This is a genomic window from Variovorax sp. 01T432 (assembly GCF_056398605.1).
In genome coordinates this window covers 49,205-66,316 of record NZ_JBFTPS010000026.1, presented here as the reverse complement: position 1 = coordinate 66,316, position 17,112 = coordinate 49,205, and the positions used below count along the sequence as shown (strand labels likewise).

Genomic DNA, 17,112 nt, shown 5'->3' with positions numbered 1-17,112 from the left:
GGACCCTTCAACCCTGGCGCCGAGTAGGGCTCGGCGCCGCCAATGAAATCCAGCCTTTGGTTCATTCCTCCAGCGCATCAAGTCGTTCCGATTTTTTGCTATGCAACCGGCGCTGCCTGGCGGATATTGGCGTCTGTCCCCTTCATTGCGAATCTCCATGCCCGAAGCCAACATTGCCTCTTCCGTTGCCACCGAAGTCGACCACATCCTGCAGCGGCTGGGCGTGCCCCGCGCCGCCTACACCGGCGGCGACCTGCCCGTGCGCTCTCCGATCACCGGCGAGCCGATTGCCACAATCGCTCAAACCACACCGACCGAGGCCGGACGAGCCATCGGGCGGGCGCATGCAGCCTTCCAGGCCTGGCGCAGCGTGCCAGCCCCGCGCCGCGGCGAACTGGTTCGCCTGCTCGGCGAAGAGCTGCGCGCCGCCAAGGCGGACCTCGGCCGTCTGGTCACGCTGGAAGCCGGCAAGATTCCCTCCGAAGGCGCGGGCGAAGTGCAGGAAATGATCGACATCTGCGACTTCGCCGTGGGCCTGTCGCGCCAGCTCTACGGCCTGACGCTGGCCACCGAGCGCGCCGAGCACCGCATGATGGAAACTTGGCACCCGCTGGGCGTGTGCGGCGTCATCTCGGCCTTCAACTTCCCCGTGGCGGTCTGGTCCTGGAACGCGACGCTGGCGCTGGTCTGCGGCAACGCGGTGGTCTGGAAGCCGTCCGAGAAGACCCCGCTCACCGCGATAGCCACCCATGCCATCGCCCGGCGCGCGCTGGCGCGCTTCGGCGACGCACCGGAGGGACTGCTGGAACTCCTGATCGGCGCACGGGACGTCGGCGAAGTCCTGGTGGACGATCATCGCGTGGCCGTGCTCTCGGCCACCGGCTCGACGGCCATGGGCCGCCAGATCGCGCCGCGGCTGGCCGCGCGTTTCGCGCGTGCCATCCTGGAGCTGGGCGGCAACAACGCGGCCATCGTCACGCCCTCAGCCGACCTCGATCTGACGCTGCGAGCCATCGCCTTCTCGGCGATGGGCACGGCCGGCCAGCGCTGCACGACGCTGCGCCGCCTGTTCGTGCATGAGAGCGTGTACGAAACATTGGTGCCGCGCCTGGTCAACGTCTATGAAAGCGTACAGGTGGGCGATCCGCGCGCGGCTGGCACCCTGGTGGGGCCGCTGATCGACGGCGCAGCCCTCGATGCCATGCAGAAGGCGTTGCAGGAAAGCCGGGATGCGGGCGCCAAGATACACGGCGGCGGCCGCGTGAGCGGCATCGAGGGCCACGCGGCCTGCTATGTCCGCCCGGCGCTGGTGGAACTCGGCACCCACGCCGGTCCTGTGCTGCGGGAAACCTTCGCGCCGATCCTCTACGTGATGCGCTACCAGTCGCTGGACGAAGCCATCGCGTGGCACAACGCGGTGGGAGCCGGGCTGTCGTCTTCCATCTTCACGCTGAACGTGCGCGAGGCCGAGCGCTTCCTTTCGAGCGCGGGCTCGGACTGCGGCATCGCCAACGTCAACATCGGACCGAGCGGCGCGGAGATCGGCGGCGCCTTCGGCGGCGAGAAGGAAACCGGCGGCGGGCGCGAAGCGGGTTCGGACGCGTGGAAGGCCTATATGCGCCGCGCCACCAATACCATCAACTACTCCACCGCCCTCCCCCTGGCGCAAGGCGTGACCTTCGATATCGGCGCTTGAGAAGCGAAGCGCAAGACCCGCAACCTCTTGTCACTTCTTGACACAAATGATCGCAAGCAAATGAGACAGCAGCGGGGTAATCCCCAATGCACTGGGACGGTGCGCCGAATAAAGTCTCGCCACTCGCAAACGGGCCTGCCCGAAGCGCGGGGGACCGAGGAGACATCTTTCGCAGAAGCAGAACCATAAGCTCATTGAGGCATCCGCACGAGATGCCCTTTCTTGAAAAAGGCGCCGCTGGTCGGCGCCTTTTCTTTTTTTGGCTTCTTTTCTTGGGCTTCTCTGCGCGTCAGGGCGCGGTGGCCGGCGTGCCAGGGCCAGCCGGCGGCCACGCCACCTCGCTCGCGACACGGGGCTTGCCGATCGGCGCCGTGGCCTTGCCGGCCTGGATGGCCGCCAGATCGGCCTCATTCGGATACTGGTTCATCAGCCAGTAGTCAAACACGCGTCGTGCGATGGGCGCGGCCGCCCCGGCACCCCAGCCGGCGTTCTCCACGACCAGGGCCAGCGCGATCTTCGGATCGTTGGCCGGCGCGAAGGCCATGAAGAGCGCGTGGTCGCGCTGGTGCTCCTCGAGGGCGCGCGCGTTGTATTTGGTGTTCTGCGCCTGCGTGACGGCCTGTGCGGTTCCGGTCTTGCCGGCCGCCTGGTAGCCGGCGCCGCTGAAGACGGCGCGCGCGGTACCGGCGGTGACCACGGCCACCAGTCCATCGCGAACCACGGCGACATTGGCTGGCGGATAGTGGAGGTCCTCCGCGGGCGGCTGCTCGACCGGCTTCACCTGCCCGGTCACCGTGTCCCGCGTTGCGAGCACAAGATGGGGCTTGTGCTTGATGCCGCCGTCCGCAACGATCGATGTGGCCTGCGCGAGCTGCAGCATGGTGAAGCTGTTGTAGCCCTGCCCGATGCCGAGCGAAATCGTTTCACCCGCATACCACTTCTTCTGCTCGGGCCGCTTGTAGGCATTGCGTTTCCACTCGGTGCTGGGCAGCACGCCGCGCAACTCGCCGCCGATATCGATGCCGGTGATCTGGCCGAAACCCAGCGGCTTCATGGAATCGTGGATCAAGTCCACACCCATGTCGTTGGCCAGCGAGTAGAAATAGATATTGCTCGACAGCTGGATCGCCCGCCGCATGTCGACACCGCCGATATTGCCTTCCGGACTGCCGAAGCGATGGCCGCCGAAGTTGTAGTAACCCGGGTCGTTGACCACCACGCTGGGCCCGCGCTTGCCCGTCTGCAGTGCGGCCAGGGCCATGAACGGCTTGTAGGTCGAGCCGGGCGGATAGGTGCCGCGCAGCGCGCGGTTGAGCAGCGGCTTGTCGATCGACTCGCTGAGTTCCTTCCAGCTTTCGCTGTCGATGCCCTCGACGAACAGGTTCGGATCGAACGTCGGCTTGCTCACGAAGGCCAGGATCTCGCCGGTCTTGGGGTCGATCGCCACCAGCGCGCCGCGCCGGTCGCCGTACATGTCCTCCACCAGCTTCTGCAGCTTGATGTCGATCGAGAGCATGACGGTGTTGCCCGGGGTCGCCGGATGGCCCGCGAGGCGGCGCACGGCGCGTCCGCCCGCCGATGTCTCCATCTGCTCGACGCCGGTCTGGCCATGCAGCGTCTTTTCGTAGCTCTGCTCGACGCCGAGCTTGCCGATGTATTCCGTTCCCTTGTAGTTGGCCTGGTCCTCGTCTTCCCAGTCCTCCATCGCCCCCTTCTCGGTCTGGTTGATGCGGCCGATGTAGCCCAGCACATGACTGGCGGTCTCGCCGTTGGGGTAGTTGCGGAAGAGCCGCGCCTTGATCTCCACGCCAGGAAAGCGATAGCGCTGCGCGGCGAAACGGGCGACCTCCTCGTCGCTCAGGCGCGTGCGGATCGGAACGGAATCGAAGCTGCGAGAGTCCTCGCGCAGGCGCTTGAAGCGCCGGCGATCCCGCGTCGAGACCTCGACCACTTCGCTCAGGCTGTCGATGGTCTCGTCGATATCGGCGACCTTCGATGGTGTGATCTCGAGCGTGTAGGCCGAGTAGTTGGATGCGAGCACGATGCCATTGCGGTCCAGGATCAGCCCACGATTGGGTACCACCGGAACGATGGCGGTGCGGTTGCTTTCCGCCTGCTCCGCCAGGTCCTCGTGCCGGATGATCTGCAGGTAGCCCAGCCGGGCGCACAGCAGCCCGAACGCGGTGAGCACCGCGAGGCCGATGACGAACACGCGGCGCTTGAAGCGCAGGAGGTCGGCAGCAACGTTGCGGATTTCGGTCATGGGAAATGCAGCTTAGATGGCGTGGATGCGGGAGACAACCGTCGGGACGGCGTGGCACCGCCTGTCAGAGCGGCCGATTGGCATCCGGTTCCGGCGTTCGGCGCTGCGGGGCCAGCAACAGGACGCTGACAAAGGGCCACAGCGCGGCCTCGATGAGGGGCGAAATCAGGATCGTCCAGCCCGGCGCAATGCCGCCGCCGATCATCCGGATCGCCAGTTCGATCAGATGCGACAACGCGAACAGGGGCAGCACCTGCAGCGCCTGCGAGAACACCGGAAACCAGAGCAGGCGACGGTGAATCATGACCGCGAAGAAGCCAAGCGTGGTGTAGGAGAGCGCGTGCTGGCCCAGCATCGCGGCCTGATGCACGTCCATCAGCAGGCCGAAGACGAAGGCCGCGCCGATGCCGATGCGCGCGGGCTGATGCACGCTCCAGAACACAATCACCAGCGCCAGCAGGTCGGGCGTCCAGGCCGCGCGCCCGACCGGGACCATGTTGAGCAGCAGCGCCACGATGAGGCTCGACCACATGAACAAGGGGCTGACGGGCAACAGGAGCTGCTGCTGGCCTGGGCGCATGATCATCTCGGCTTGCCTTCCTTCTTGGCCGCAGCCTTGTCTGCAGCTTTTTCCGCAGCCTTGTCCGCCTTCCGGTCCACGGCCTTGTCGCCCTTGGCGGCGGCCCTGTCGGCCTTCTTCTTCGCGGCGGCAGCTTCCGGCGTCGACGGCGCGGGCTTCGGCGGCGCCTGCGCGCCAGTCGGCGCCAGTACCAGTACGTAACGCGCGGCGGTGACGTGGGCCAGGGGTTCGCAATGAATGCGCGCGAAGGCGGAGTCGGCCCGGCGTTCGATGTGATCGACCTTGGCCACGGGCAGGCCCGCCGGATACACGCCGTCGACCCCGCTGGTAGTGAGCAGATCGCCCTCCTGCACATCCGCGTTCGCAGCCATGAAGCGCAGTTCGAGCCCGGCACCGTGCGCACTGGCGTCGCCGAACGCCACGCTGCGCGCGCCGGTGCGCGTGTTCTGCACGGGAATCGCAAGATCCCGGTCGATCACCAGCGTGATCTCGCTGGTGAAGGGCTGGACCTGGGTGACTTGGCCAACCACGCCGTTCTCGTCGATCACCGGCGAACCGGCTGCGATGCCCTGCATGAGCCCCTGGTCGATCACCACCTTGCGGGTGTAAGGGTCGGCGGCGTCATAGAGCACCTCGGCCGCCCGGCCCGGCGTCGGCGTCGTCTGTCGCAGTTCCAGGATCGAGCGCAGCCGGGCGTTTTCCTGCGCGAGGGTATCGGCCTGGCCCGCGCGCTCGGATTGCAGGGCGAGCGCCTTGCGGGCGGCGTCCTCGTTGGCTTGCGCCGTCTGCAGATCCTCGAGATAGCGTCCACCGCCCACGACCAGCCGCACCGGCTTGAGCGCAATCCACTGAACGGGATACAACACCGCACCGATGCCCGCCCGCACCGGCCGCAGGATGTTGAAACGCGCATCGGCCACCATCAGGAACAGCGCCAGCGTGCTGAAGAAGATCAGCTTGCTGAGCGCCGAGGGCCCCTGGTTGAACAAGGGTGGCGCGGTGCGATCGAGCGTACCGAGCGGCATGGAAGGAGGACTGCCTTAAATTGAAAAAGCCGGCCCTGTGCAAGCAGCACGGGCCGGCCGTTTGCGCATCGCCAGCATTATTCGCTCGTGAAGATGCTTCCGAGCCGATCCATGCGCTCGAGCGCAATGCCGCAGCCTCGCACCACACAGGTCAGCGGGTCTTCCGCCACAAGCACCGGCAAGCCCGTTTCCTCGGCCAGCAGGCGGTCGAGGTCGCGCAGGAGCGCGCCCCCGCCGGTCAGCATCATGCCGCGCTCGGCAATGTCCGCCCCGAGTTCGGGCGGCGTCTGCTCCAGGGCATTCTTGACGGCCGAAACGATGTTGTTGAGCGGATCGGTCAGCGCTTCCAGCACTTCGTTGCTGCTGATCGTGAAGCTGCGCGGGACGCCTTCGCTGAGATTGCGACCCTTGACTTCCATTTCCTTGACTTCGGAACCAGGAAAGGCAGAGCCGATGGTCTTCTTGATCACTTCGGCGGTGGGCTCGCCGATCAGCATGCCGTAGTTGCGGCGAATATAGTTGATGATGGCCTCGTCGAAGCGGTCGCCGCCAACGCGCACGCTGCCCTTGTAGACCATGCCGCCGAGCGAAATCACCCCGACCTCGGTGGTGCCGCCGCCGATGTCGACGACCATGGAGCCACTGGCTTCGGACACAGGCAGGCCGGCCCCGATCGCCGCCGCCATGGGCTCCTCGATCAGGTACACCGAAGTGGCGCCTGCGGCCTCGGCCGCGTCCTTGATGGCACGGCGCTCGACCTGGGTCGAGCCGCAGGGTACGCAGATGATGATGCGCGGGCTCGGCGTGAGCAGCGAGCGCGGGTGCACCATCTTGATGAACTGCTTGATCATCTGCTCGGTGATCACGAAATCGGCGATCACCCCGTCCTTCATGGGACGGATGGCTTCGATGTTGCCGGGTACCTTGCCGAGCATGGCCTTGGCTTCGCGGCCGACGGCCTGGATCACTTTCTTGCCGTGCGGGCCGCCTTCGTGGCGAATGGCGACGACCGAGGGCTCGTCCAGGACGATGCCCTTGTTGCGAGCAAAGATCAGCGTATTGGCCGTGCCGAGGTCAATCGCGAGGTCGGTAGAAAAGTACCGACGGAAAGCTCCAAACATTGTGGAATTCCTCTGGGGCACGGCGTGCGCGTCGGCAGGCCGTCGCCCTCTATTTGGGTCGTTTGACGGGGGTGGTTTGAAACGTTTTTGCGGCAAATGCCGGCGCGTTCGCGGGGGTTGCGGCAAAGGCGGGATAATACCTGAATCCCCCGTCGTTACAGCGCTCAGACGTACCTTTACGGGGTACGGCCCTGCTGGTTATACCCCCCCGATCAGTCTTTCGTTTTCTTCGATGTCCCTCACTTCCTCCGATATTGCGCGCATCGCCTCGCTCGCCAGGCTCCAGCTGGCACCCGATGAGAGCGAGCGAATGCTCGGCCAGATCAATGGCTTCTTCGAACTGGTCGAGCAGATGCGTGCGGTCGATACCGCCGGCGTCGAGCCGCTCGCCCATCCGGTGGCCACCATCGAAGACATCACGCTGCGCCTCGCCGAGGACGTGGTCAGCGAAAAGAACGACCGCGAAGCCAACCAGCGCAGCGCGCCAGCGGTCGAAAACGGCCTGTTCCTCGTCCCGAAGGTGATCGAATGAGCGCCGGACGCGAACTGCATGAAATGGGCGTGAGCGCTCTGGCCGCGGCCCTGCGCGAGCGCAAGGTGTCGGCGGTCGAGGCCGCGCGGCATCATCTGGCCCGAATCAGGCAGCACCAGGACCTGGCCACCTTCGTCGCGATGGACGAGGACCTGACATTGGCCCAGGCCCGTGCGGCCGATGCACGGATCGCCGCCGGCACCGCGCCGGCGCTGGCGGGCGTGCCGATCGCCCACAAGGACATCTTCGTCACCGCCGATTTGCCCACGACGGCGGGCTCGCGCATCCTGGCGGGCTACCGCTCGCCCTTCGACGCCACCGTCGTGCGCCGGCTCGCCGACGCCGGCGCGGTGACGCTCGGCAAGCTCAGCTGTGACGAATTCGCGATGGGTTCGGCCAACGAGAACGTCGCCGTGCCCGCGCTCGGGTTCGACAAGCCCGTGTCCGTGCGCAATCCCTGGAACACGACGCGCGTTCCCGGCGGGTCCTCGGGTGGCAGTGCCGCGGTGGTGGCTGCCCGCCTCGCGCCGGCAGCGACCGGCACCGACACCGGCGGCTCGATCCGCCAGCCCGCCTCCTTCTGCGGCGTGACCGGCATCAAGCCCACCTACGGCCGCGCCTCGCGCTACGGCATGGTCGCCTTCGCCTCCAGCCTCGATCAGGCGGGCCCCATGGCACGTTCGGCCGAGGATTGCGCCTTGCTGCTGTCGGCCATGTGCGGCCCCGATACGGCCCGCGACTCGACCTCGCTGGACAAGCCGGCGGAAGACTATTCGAGTCGCCTGGGCGACTCGCTCGAAGGCCTGCGCATCGGCGTGCCGAAGGAATTCCTGGGTGACGGCGTGGCGCCAGGGGTTCACGCCGCGATCGACGCCGCGCTCGCCGAATACGAGAAGCTGGGCGCCCGGCGTGTCGAAATCACGCTGCCGCGCACCCAGCTGTCCATTCCCGTCTATTACATCATCGCGGCTGCCGAGGCCTCGAGCAACCTGAGCCGCTTCGATGGCGTCAAGTTCGGCCATCGCGCCGCAAAATACCGCGATCTGGCCGACATGTACGCCAGGACGCGCGAAGAAGGTTTCGGCGACGAGGTCAAGCGCCGCATCATGATCGGCACCTACGTGCTCTCCCACGGCTACTACGACGCCTACTATCTGCAGGCGCAGAAGGTCCGTCGCATGATCGCCGACGACTTCCAGCAGGCTTTCCGGCAGTGCGATCTGATCGCCGGACCCGCCTCGCCGACGGTGGCCTGGAAGCTCGGCGAGCATGGCGATGACCCGGTGGCCGACTACCTGGCCGACATCTTCACGCTCCCGGCTTCGCTCGCCGGCCTGCCCGGCATGAGCCTGCCAGTCGGCTTTGGCGAGGATGAAATGCCTGTGGGACTGCAGTTGATCGGCAACTACTACGGCGAAGCCCGGCTGCTCAACGCGGCGCACCGCCTGCAGCAGTCGACCGACTGGCACCAGCGCGTGCCCGCGGGCTATTGAGGGGCATCGAGATGAGCCAGATGAGCAACACCGAACAACTGCAGCAAGGACGGCCGACCGGGCCGCTGGTCCAGGGCTATGAAGTCATCATCGGCTTCGAGACGCATGCCCAGCTTTCCACGGCCTCGAAGATCTTCAGCCGCGCCTCCACCGCTTTCGGCGCCGAGCCCAATACGCAGGCTTGCCCGGTCGACCTGGCGCTGCCCGGCACGCTGCCCGTGATGAACAAAGGCGCGGTCGAACGGGCCATCCGCCTCGGGCTCGCGCTCGGCTCGCACATCGCGCCGCGCAGCGTGTTCGCGCGCAAGAACTACTTCTATCCCGACCTGCCCAAGGGCTACCAGATCAGCCAGTTCGAGATCCCGGTCGTGCAGGGCGGCTCCGTCAGCTTCTTCCTTGGCGACGAGAAGAAGACCGTCCGCCTGGTGCGTGCCCACCTCGAGGAGGACGCCGGAAAGTCGCTGCACGAGGACTTCATCGGCCAGTCGGGCATCGACCTCAACCGCGCCGGCACGCCGCTGCTGGAGATCGTGACCGAGCCCGACATGCGCTCCACCGCCGAGGCCGTGGCCTATGCGCGCGAGCTGCACAAGATCGTCACCTGGATCGGCATCTGCGACGGCAACATGCAGGAGGGCAGCTTCCGCTGCGACGCCAACGTCTCGGTGCGCAAGCCCGGCGCGCCGCTGGGCACGCGGCGCGAGATCAAGAACCTCAACAGCTTCAAGTTCATGCAGCAGGCGATCGACTACGAGATCCGCTGGCAGATCGAGGAGATCGAGGAAGGCCGCCAGATCCAGCAAGCCACGGTGCTGTTCGACCCCGACACGGGCGAGACGCGCGCCATGCGCACCAAGGAAGACGCGGCCGACTATCGCTACTTCCCCGACCCGGACCTGCCGCCGCTGGCGATCGCGCAGGAATGGATCGAGCGCGTGCGCGCCGAGATGCCCGAACTCCCGCGCGCGATGGCCGAGCGCTACGTGCGCGACCATGGCCTGTCGGAATACGATGCCGCCCAGCTCACGCAAAGTCCCGCCCTGGCTCATTACTTCCAGAGCGCGGTGGCCGCCGGCGCCAATGCCAAGCTCGCGAGCAACTGGATCACCGGCGAGATCGCCCGCCGGCTGAACCAGCAGGACATCGGCATCGCCGAAGCCCCGGTCACGGCCGCGCAGCTGGCGCAGCTGATCCGGAGCATCAGCGACGGCACCATTTCGAACAACGCCGCCCGGCAGGTCGTCGACGCGCTATGGACCGGCGAAGGCCAGGACGTCGCGGCGATCATCGAGGCCAAGGGCCTGAAGCAGATGAGCGACACCGGCGCGCTCGAGAAGATCGTCGATGACGTGCTGGCCGCCAATCAGAAGAACATCGACGAATACCGCGCGGGCAAGGACAAGGCCTTCAACGCGCTGGTGGGCCAGGTCATGAAGGCCAGCCAGGGCAAGGCCAATCCGACGCAGGTGAATGCGCTGCTGAAGGCGCGGCTGGGCTGATCGCCGGATCGGCGCAGGGCGGCTCAGCGTGTCGTCGGCGCCGCGGCCCCGGCCCAGAGCGGCGCGAGGCGCGCGCGCTCTTCGTCGAAGCGCTCGTTGACGCGCTTCTTCTCCTCCTCCTGGTCGGCGATGAAGCGGTTCTGCACCGCGACGCTCTTTTCGTTGTCCTCCAGCTTGCGGCGCACGGCGTCAGGCGCCTTGCTCGGATCCTTGGCGTAGAACTCGAGTTCGTCGTCGATCCGCCTGCGCTCGTCGCCCAACTCGCCGAGGCGCTTCTTCGCCGCCTGGATCACCGCATCGATCTGGACCAGCGCTTCGGCACGCTCGCGGTTGTGCGCGGCGACATTGGGATAGCGAATCAGCAAGGCGCGTTCTCGGCGCCGCTCTTCGAGCAGGCGCGAAGCCGTCAGCTGCGCCTGGCGCTGGCGCTCCTCGCGCTCGGCCTGCTCGCGCGGCGTATAGGAAGGCTCGATCTTGCGCCGCAAGGTGCCGCTCGGGCCGAGTTCACGCTGTTCGCGGTCGGCGCAATCGGCGATCGGCCGGTCGGCCGTGATGATGCGGCCGCGTGCGTCGGTGCAGGTGTAGATGCTGGTGCTCGGCGCAGGCGCCGGCTGCGCGTGGACCGTTGCGGCCACCAGCAGAAATGCGAGGGATGCGATGGGAGCTCGGGTGCGCGGCAACGTCAGTCCTTCACGTCAAGTGAACCATCAACCCGCGCCGTAGCGCGCCCTGTACGCCAGGACGGCCTGGCGGTGCGCGCCCAGTTCGTCGTCGGCGCGTCTCGAGAGGTACTGTAGCAAGTCGTCGAGGGTGGCAATCGCCACCACCTGCAGGCCGAGCTGGTTGCGCACATATTGCACGGCACTGTGGTCCACGTCCACACCGTCCTGCGTCGCCTTTTCCTGCCGGTCCAGCGCGATGACCACGGCATGCGGCGTGGCGCCGGCCTTGCGAATGGCCGCGATGGATTCGCGCACCGCGGTGCCCGCCGACATCACGTCGTCGACGATCAGCACACGCCCCTTGAGTGGCGCACCGACCAGTGTGCCGCCTTCCCCATGGTCCTTGGCTTCCTTGCGGTTGTAGGCGAAGGGGACGTTGCGCCCGCGCCGGGCCAGTTCCGCGGCCACCGTGGCGCCGAGCGGAATGCCCTTGTAGGCGGGACCGAAGATCATGTCGAACTCCAGTCCGCTCGCCATCAGCCGGTCTGCATAGAATTCGGCGAGCCGCGCGAGCTTGGCACCGTCGTCGAACAGACCGGCGTTGAAGAAGTACGGGCTCATGCGCCCGGCCTTGGTCTTGAACTCGCCGAAGCGCAGCACCCCCGACGCCAGTGCGAACTCAACAAAGTCCTGCGCCAGCGCGCCGTCTTCTCCAACCTTAGCAACCTCAGCCATCAGGGATTCCTCGTGTTCAAACTGACCAGCCTCAACCTCAATGGCCTGCGCTCGGCCGCCACCAAGGGCGTCGCCGATTGGGCGGCGGAACTGGCGCCGGATTGTATTTGCATGCAGGAGATCCGCGTCCAGGCGAGCGACATCGAAGGCCGGTTCGAAGAGATGGCGGGCCTGAAGGGCCACTTCCATTTTGCGGAGAAAAAGGGCTACGCGGGAACTGCCATCTACACGAAGCATGCACCCAGCGAAGTCGTGGTGGGCTGGGGCGACCGGGAGTTCGATGCCGAAGGCCGCTATCTTGAACTCCGATTCGACACGCCCGGGCGCAAGCTCTCGATCATCAGCTGCTACTTCCCGAGCGGCTCGTCGGGCGAAGAGCGCCAGGCGGCGAAGTTCCGCTTCCTCAAGGGCTTCTTCCCGCATCTGGTCGCTCTCAAGCGCGAGCGCGAGTTCGTGCTGTGCGGCGACATCAACATCGCCCACAAGGAGATCGATCTGAAGAACTGGCGCAGCAACCAGAAGAACAGCGGCTTCCTGCCCGAGGAGCGCGCGTGGATGACCAACCTCCTCGACCATGGCGCGGAAGGCGCCGGCCTGGTGGATGTCTACCGCCTGCTCAAGCCCGACACCACCGACGAGGCCTATACCTGGTGGAGCAACCGCGGCCAGGCCTATGCCAAGAACGTGGGCTGGCGCCTGGACTACCACCTCGCCACGCCCAAGACCGCCCAGCTCGCCCGCAGCGAAACGATCTTCAAGACCCTCAAGTTCAGCGATCACGCGCCCATCACGGTCGATTACGACTTCACGCTCTGAGCAGGCTCAGCCTGACAGCGCCGGCAGCGCCCTGACCAGGGTCTCGCCGAAGGCCTGCATGGCTTCCGTCTCGTGCATGCCGCGCTTGGTGATCCGATAGAAGTCGAGCCCGACCTTGGGCTTTTGCAGCACGTCGGTGCGCACGCGATGGCGCCGGCAGGCCGCGAGCGCGAAGGTGGGCATCACGGCGGTGCCGAAGCCGGCCTCGACCATCGAGATCAGCGTGCCGAAGAAATTGAAGGCGGGGCGTTGCGCATCCGCCCGGTCGATGGCGCCCAGATGCACGTCGATGACCCTCTGGATCGGATTGCTCGGCGGCAACCCGATGAGTTCCGCGGATCGCAGCGCCGACCATGGCACCGTGCCGCCGGCTGGCGCCGTCTCCCCGCTCTCGACCGGGGCGACCCGCATGAGATGAAAGCGCCCCACCGGCACGCGTTGAAGCCCCGGCGCGGCCTTGAAGAAGAATCCCAGGCCAAGATCCGCCTCGCCGCTCACCACCATCGCCTCCACGTCGCGCAGGTCGGCGTCGAAGAGTTTCAGGCTGACCTTCGGATGACTGTCGCGGAACTGGTGGAAGACTTGCGGCAACAGATGCGACGAAACCAGCGGCGTCGCGGCGATGCGCAGGGTCTGGCGCGCCTCGTCGCCCTCGCTGCCCAGGCGCGCCGTGATGTCGTCGAGATCCGTCACCACGCGCTCGACCACGGGCAGCAGGCGGCGGCCGGCCGCCGTGAGTTCGACCATGCGGGTGGTGCGATCGAAGAGGCGGCATCCGAGCTGGCGCTCCATCTCGCGCACCAGCGTGCTCAGGCCTGCTTGCGTCATGTGGGCCTGTTCGGCGGCGCGCGTGAAGTTGCCGATGCGCGCCACGTGGAGAAAGGCGCGCATCTGGCGCACGGAGAGATTCATACGGATTAATGATAAATCCATACGACATCTAAACTTCCAGGATGACCGAAGTCCCGATCTAATCCAGCCCCTGACCGAAACCCGAGATGGAAAGCAAATGGGAGACATGAGCAAGCAAACCGAAGTCATCGTGCTGGGCGCCGGCATCGGCGGACTGACCCTGGCACTGAGCCTGCACCAGGCCGGCATCGCATGCCGCGTCTACGAAGCGGTGCCCGAGTTCAAGCCCCTCGGCGTGGGCATCAACATCCTGCCGCACGCGGCGCGCGAGCTGAGCGAACTCGGGCTGCAGCCCGCCCTCGACGCGGTGGGCGTGCGTACCCAGGAGTCGGTGTTCTTCAATTCCCACGGCCAGCTGGCGTTTCGCGAAGCCGCCGGCACCGCCGCGGGCTACGACTGGCCCCAGTATTCGATCCATCGCGGCGACCTGCACGCCGTGCTGCTGGCCGCGACGCTGGAGCGCCTGGGCGCCGACAGCGTGGTCTGCGGCCACCGATGCAAGGGCGTCGAACAGGACGAGGATGGCGTCACGGCGCGCTTCACCGCACCGGACGGCTCGGCCTTGCCGAGCGCCCGCGCGTCGGTGGCCGTGGGTTGCGACGGCATCCATTCGGTGCTGCGCAAGCAGTTCTATCCGAACGAGGGCGCACCGCGCTACTCGGGCGTGAACATGTGGCGCGGCACCGCGAAACACAAGCCCTTCCTGTCGGGCGCGAGCATGGTGCGCGCCGGCTGGCTGGACCAGGGCAAGATGGTGATCTACCCGATCCGCAACAACGTCGATGCCCAAGGCAACCAGCTCATCAACTGGGTCGCCGAGATCCACTCGCCCCAGCCCGCCATCCAGGATTGGAGCCGCCCCGGCCGCATCGAGGATTTCATGCCCTCCTTCGAGAACTGGCATTTCGGCTGGCTCGACGTGCCGGCGCTGATCCGCTCCTCCGATGCCATCCTCGAATATCCGATGGTGGACCAGGACCCGCTGCCGAAATGGACGCACGGCCGGCTCACGCTGCTGGGCGACGCTGCGCATCCGATGGTGCCGCGCGGCTCCAACGGCGCCGGCCAGGCCATCATCGACGCCCGCTTCCTGGCGGGCGCGCTGCACAAGTCGGGCGTGGGCAACGAGGCGCTGGAGACCTACGACGCCGTGCGCGTGAAGGCGACGACGAACGTGGTGCTCACCAACCGCAGCAATCCACCCGATACGATCCTGCGCGAGGTCTACGAGCGAACCGGCGGCAAGCGCTTCGAGCGCCTGGAAGACAGCGTCACGCAGGCGGAACTGCAGGCGATCTCGGACAACTACAAGCGCATCGCGGGCTTCGACCCCGCCGCACTGAAGGCGCGTCCTTCCTACCTTTGAACCCGACGGAGACAGCATGCGTTCCTTGACGAAAATTCTCGCGACCCTGCTCATGGTCGCCGGCGCCGCGGCCGCCCACGCCTGGCCCGACCAGCCGATCACGCTGGTCGTTCCCTACTCGCCGGGCACCGGCATCGACCTGATCGCGCGGCAGCTTTCCGTCCGGCTGCCCGCGGTACTGGGCCAGCCGGTGATCGTGGAGAACGTGGTCGGCGCCAGCGGCAACATCGGCAGCGAGAAGGTCGCCCGGGCCAAGCCAGATGGCTACACGCTGATGGTGCAGGTCAACACGCTGGTAATGAACAAGAGCCTCTACAAGTCGCTCAGCTACGACCCGGTGTCGGATTTCACGCCGGTGTCGCTGACCTCCTGGGGCACGCTGCTGCTGGTGACCAATCCAAACGTGCAGAAGACCACCTCGGTGGCGCAGATGATCGCCGCCGCGAAGGCCGCGCCGGGCAAGCTCACCTACGCGACGCCCGGGCTCGGCACGCCGCATCACCTGGCGATGGCCCTGCTCCTGCAGAGCACCGGCGCCGAGATGCTGCATGTGCCCTACAAGGGCACGGCCGGCGCGGTGACGGACCTGCTGGGCGGGCGCATCGACTACATGTTCCTGCCGGTGCACGTGGCGCTGCAGCAGATCCGTGCCGGCAAGCTCAAGGCCATCGCGACCGGCAGCGACAAGCGCCTGGCCCAACTGCCGACGGTGCCCACGCTGGCCGAGTCCGGCTTCAGCGTCGGCAATACGGACATGTGGTACGGCGTGCTGGCGCCGAAGGGCACGCCCCCGGCCGTGGTGGAGCGGCTCAACAAGGAGATCGCCGCAGTGCTGAAGAAGCCCGAGGTCGCGACGGCCTTCGAGGCGCAGGGCATGGTGCCCGCATCTTCCACGCCCGCCGAGTTCGGCCAGTTGATCGACAAGGATGCCAAGCGCTGGGCGGGCGTGGTGCAGCGCGGCAAGATCACCGCGGACTGAAGTTCAGGTCGGGCGCTGCTGCCGCGCGCGGCCCGCGTGCCGCGCCATGTGCACCTCGTGCAAGGTGATCTTGCGCACCTCGGACTGGCTCGTCTCGATGTGCGCGCGCAGCAGCATCGCCGCCTGGTCGCCGCGGTTCGCGCGGATGGCCTTCAGGATCTTGGCGTGCTCGTCGTAGGTCGCATCGATGCGCGGCTGCTTGGTGAAGTCCAGGCGGCGAATGATGCGGATGCGGTCGGTGACGTCGCGGTGCACGCGCGCCATCTCCGCGTTGCCGGCGGCGGCGACCAGCGAGCAATGGAAGGCCTCGTCCCATTGCGCGACCTGCGCGTTGTCCGAGCTTCGCTGCGCCGCCGGCACGAGCCAGATGCTCGCCAGCGTATCGAGAAGGCCGCGGTCGACGCGATGGTCGGTTTCGCAGAGCCGATGCACGGCGGTGGTCTCCAGCACCATGCGCAGGTCGTAGAGCTGCTCGAACTGCTCAAAGTCGAAGGGCAGCACACGCCAGCCGCTTCGAAACAGCACCTCGACGAAGCCCTCCTGCTGCAGCCGGAAGAGCGCCTGGCGCACGGGCGTGCGCGAAACGCCGAGGCGCTCGCTGATTTCGTTCTCGGTGAAGCGATCGCCCGGCACGAGGCGGAACTCGGCGACGTCGCGCTTGAGCTGCGCATAGACCTGGTCGGCGCGGGTGCGGAACGCGGGGTCGCCAGCCAGATGCTGGGAGGAATCGGGGGGAGTTCGGACGGTCGACACGTGGACGATGTTAGTGCGTGCCGAGAGCGGCCAGCAAGGCGGCGCTCGGCGCGGTCCAGCCGACGATGGCGCCCTGCGCGCGGATCATGTCGACGGCGGCCGCCTTGAACGCGGGGAAATAGCTTTCGGTGCAGTCTTCCAGCAGCAGGCAGTCGTAGCCCCTGTCATTGGCCTCGCGCATGCTGGTCTGCACGCAGACCTCGGTGGTCACGCCGCCGAAGAGCAGATGCGTGATGCCGCGCGCCCGCAGCATGTCGTGAAGCCCGGTGGCATAGAACGCGCCCTTGCCGGGCTTGTCGATCACGATCTCTCCTTCGACCGGCGCGAGCGCCTCGATGATCTGGTTGCCCGGCTCGCCCATCACGAGGATGCGGCCCATCGGGCCCTCGTCACCGATGCGCAATGTCGGGTTGCCGCGATTGCGCTTGGCCGGCGGACAGTCCGAGAGGTCAGGCTTGTGGGCCTCCCGGGTATGGACCACGAGGCCGCCTGCCCGCCTCCAGGCTTCGAGGGTCTTCTTCGTCGCCGGAACAATGGCTTCGAGGAGCGAGACATCATTGCCCAGGCTCTCGCCGAAGCCGCCGGGTTCGATGAAGTCCCGCTGCATGTCGATCAGGACCAGCGCCGTGGTCCGGGGGTCGAACTCGTAGGGAAAAGGATGGGCCTCCAGGCGCATAGTG

16 protein-coding genes are annotated in these 17,112 nt (G+C 66.8%); 7 read left to right on the top strand and 9 right to left on the bottom strand.

The features are described 5' to 3' along the window. The first annotated feature begins 157 nt into the window (after positions 1–157). Positions 158–1,696 carry an L-piperidine-6-carboxylate dehydrogenase gene (gene amaB, locus AC1DNF_RS20005; protein WP_478150358.1) on the top strand — a complete coding sequence of 513 codons (1,539 nt, stop codon included), beginning with the start codon at positions 158–160 and terminating at the stop codon, positions 1,694–1,696. A gap of 289 nt (positions 1,697–1,985) precedes the next feature. Here the strand turns inward: amaB and mrdA are convergent, their stop codons facing one another. The 4 genes from mrdA to AC1DNF_RS19985 form a co-directional block, all read right to left on the bottom strand. Next, positions 1,986–3,959: a penicillin-binding protein 2 gene (gene mrdA, locus AC1DNF_RS20000; protein WP_478150357.1), complete on the bottom strand. Its 1,974-nt coding sequence runs from the start codon at positions 3,957–3,959 to the stop codon at positions 1,986–1,988. A 64-nt stretch (positions 3,960–4,023) separates the two neighbouring features. Further along, positions 4,024–4,545 carry a rod shape-determining protein MreD gene (gene mreD / locus AC1DNF_RS19995; protein WP_478150356.1) on the bottom strand — a complete coding sequence of 174 codons (522 nt, stop codon included), beginning with the start codon at positions 4,543–4,545 and terminating at the stop codon, positions 4,024–4,026. Beyond that, positions 4,542–5,564 carry a rod shape-determining protein MreC gene (mreC, locus tag AC1DNF_RS19990; RefSeq protein ID WP_478150355.1) on the bottom strand — a complete coding sequence of 341 codons (1,023 nt, stop codon included), beginning with the start codon at positions 5,562–5,564 and terminating at the stop codon, positions 4,542–4,544. Before mreC ends, mreD begins: the two co-directional genes overlap by 4 nt. Before the next feature lie 77 nt (positions 5,565–5,641). Continuing rightward, the gene (locus tag AC1DNF_RS19985; RefSeq protein ID WP_162565416.1) at positions 5,642–6,685 is read right to left on the bottom strand and encodes a rod shape-determining protein; all 1,044 of its coding nucleotides are present in this window, start codon (positions 6,683–6,685) and stop codon (positions 5,642–5,644) included. Positions 6,686–6,917: 232 nt separating this feature from the next. Here AC1DNF_RS19985 and gatC point away from each other — a divergent pair, with 232 nt between their 5' ends. Genes gatC through gatB form a run of 3 tightly spaced genes read left to right on the top strand, consistent with a single transcriptional unit; the run spans position 6,918 to position 10,209 of the window. Continuing rightward, positions 6,918–7,217, top strand: coding sequence for an Asp-tRNA(Asn)/Glu-tRNA(Gln) amidotransferase subunit GatC (gene gatC, locus AC1DNF_RS19980; protein WP_478150354.1), 300 nt, complete (start codon positions 6,918–6,920; stop codon positions 7,215–7,217). Continuing rightward, positions 7,214–8,710: an Asp-tRNA(Asn)/Glu-tRNA(Gln) amidotransferase subunit GatA gene (gene gatA, locus AC1DNF_RS19975; protein WP_478150353.1), complete on the top strand. Its 1,497-nt coding sequence runs from the start codon at positions 7,214–7,216 to the stop codon at positions 8,708–8,710. The genes gatC and gatA overlap by 4 nt, the downstream gene beginning before the upstream one ends. 11 nt (positions 8,711–8,721) lie before the next feature. Beyond that, positions 8,722–10,209: an Asp-tRNA(Asn)/Glu-tRNA(Gln) amidotransferase subunit GatB gene (gatB, locus tag AC1DNF_RS19970; RefSeq protein WP_478150352.1), complete on the top strand. Its 1,488-nt coding sequence runs from the start codon at positions 8,722–8,724 to the stop codon at positions 10,207–10,209. Between the two features lie 23 nt (positions 10,210–10,232). Here gatB and AC1DNF_RS19965 read toward each other — a convergent pair whose 3' ends face one another. Continuing rightward, the gene (locus AC1DNF_RS19965) at positions 10,233–10,889 is read right to left on the bottom strand and encodes a DUF4124 domain-containing protein (RefSeq protein ID WP_478150351.1); all 657 of its coding nucleotides are present in this window, start codon (positions 10,887–10,889) and stop codon (positions 10,233–10,235) included. Between the two features lie 27 nt (positions 10,890–10,916). After that, positions 10,917–11,606: an orotate phosphoribosyltransferase gene (pyrE, locus tag AC1DNF_RS19960; protein WP_478150350.1), complete on the bottom strand. Its 690-nt coding sequence runs from the start codon at positions 11,604–11,606 to the stop codon at positions 10,917–10,919. A 12-nt stretch (positions 11,607–11,618) separates the two neighbouring features. Between pyrE and AC1DNF_RS19955 the strand changes: the two genes are divergently transcribed. After that, complete coding sequence (locus AC1DNF_RS19955) at positions 11,619–12,422, top strand: exodeoxyribonuclease III (RefSeq protein ID WP_478150349.1); 804 nt, start codon at positions 11,619–11,621, stop codon at positions 12,420–12,422. Between the two features lie 6 nt (positions 12,423–12,428). Here AC1DNF_RS19955 and AC1DNF_RS19950 read toward each other — a convergent pair whose 3' ends face one another. Beyond that, complete coding sequence (locus AC1DNF_RS19950; protein ID WP_478150348.1) at positions 12,429–13,334, bottom strand: LysR family transcriptional regulator; 906 nt, start codon at positions 13,332–13,334, stop codon at positions 12,429–12,431. A 106-nt stretch (positions 13,335–13,440) separates the two neighbouring features. On the opposite strand from AC1DNF_RS19950, the gene AC1DNF_RS19945 reads away from it, so the two are divergent. Both AC1DNF_RS19945 and AC1DNF_RS19940 read left to right on the top strand, forming a co-directional pair. Next, the gene (locus AC1DNF_RS19945) at positions 13,441–14,700 is read left to right on the top strand and encodes a flavin-dependent oxidoreductase (protein ID WP_478150347.1); all 1,260 of its coding nucleotides are present in this window, start codon (positions 13,441–13,443) and stop codon (positions 14,698–14,700) included. A 16-nt stretch (positions 14,701–14,716) separates the two neighbouring features. Next, positions 14,717–15,679, top strand: a complete 963-nt coding sequence (locus AC1DNF_RS19940) for a tripartite tricarboxylate transporter substrate binding protein (RefSeq protein WP_478150346.1) — start codon at positions 14,717–14,719, stop codon at positions 15,677–15,679. 3 nt (positions 15,680–15,682) lie between these two features. Here the strand turns inward: AC1DNF_RS19940 and AC1DNF_RS19935 are convergent, their stop codons facing one another. Together AC1DNF_RS19935 and AC1DNF_RS19930 are read right to left on the bottom strand one after the other, a co-directional pair. Further along, a complete protein-coding gene (locus AC1DNF_RS19935; RefSeq protein ID WP_478150345.1) occupies positions 15,683–16,432 on the bottom strand; it encodes a GntR family transcriptional regulator in 750 nt (249 codons plus the stop codon). Positions 16,433–16,442: 10 nt separating this feature from the next. Beyond that, on the bottom strand, positions 16,443–17,108 hold the full coding sequence (locus AC1DNF_RS19930) for a cysteine hydrolase family protein (protein WP_478150344.1): 666 nt from the start codon (positions 17,106–17,108) through the stop codon (positions 16,443–16,445). Positions 17,109–17,112 lie beyond the last annotated feature (4 nt).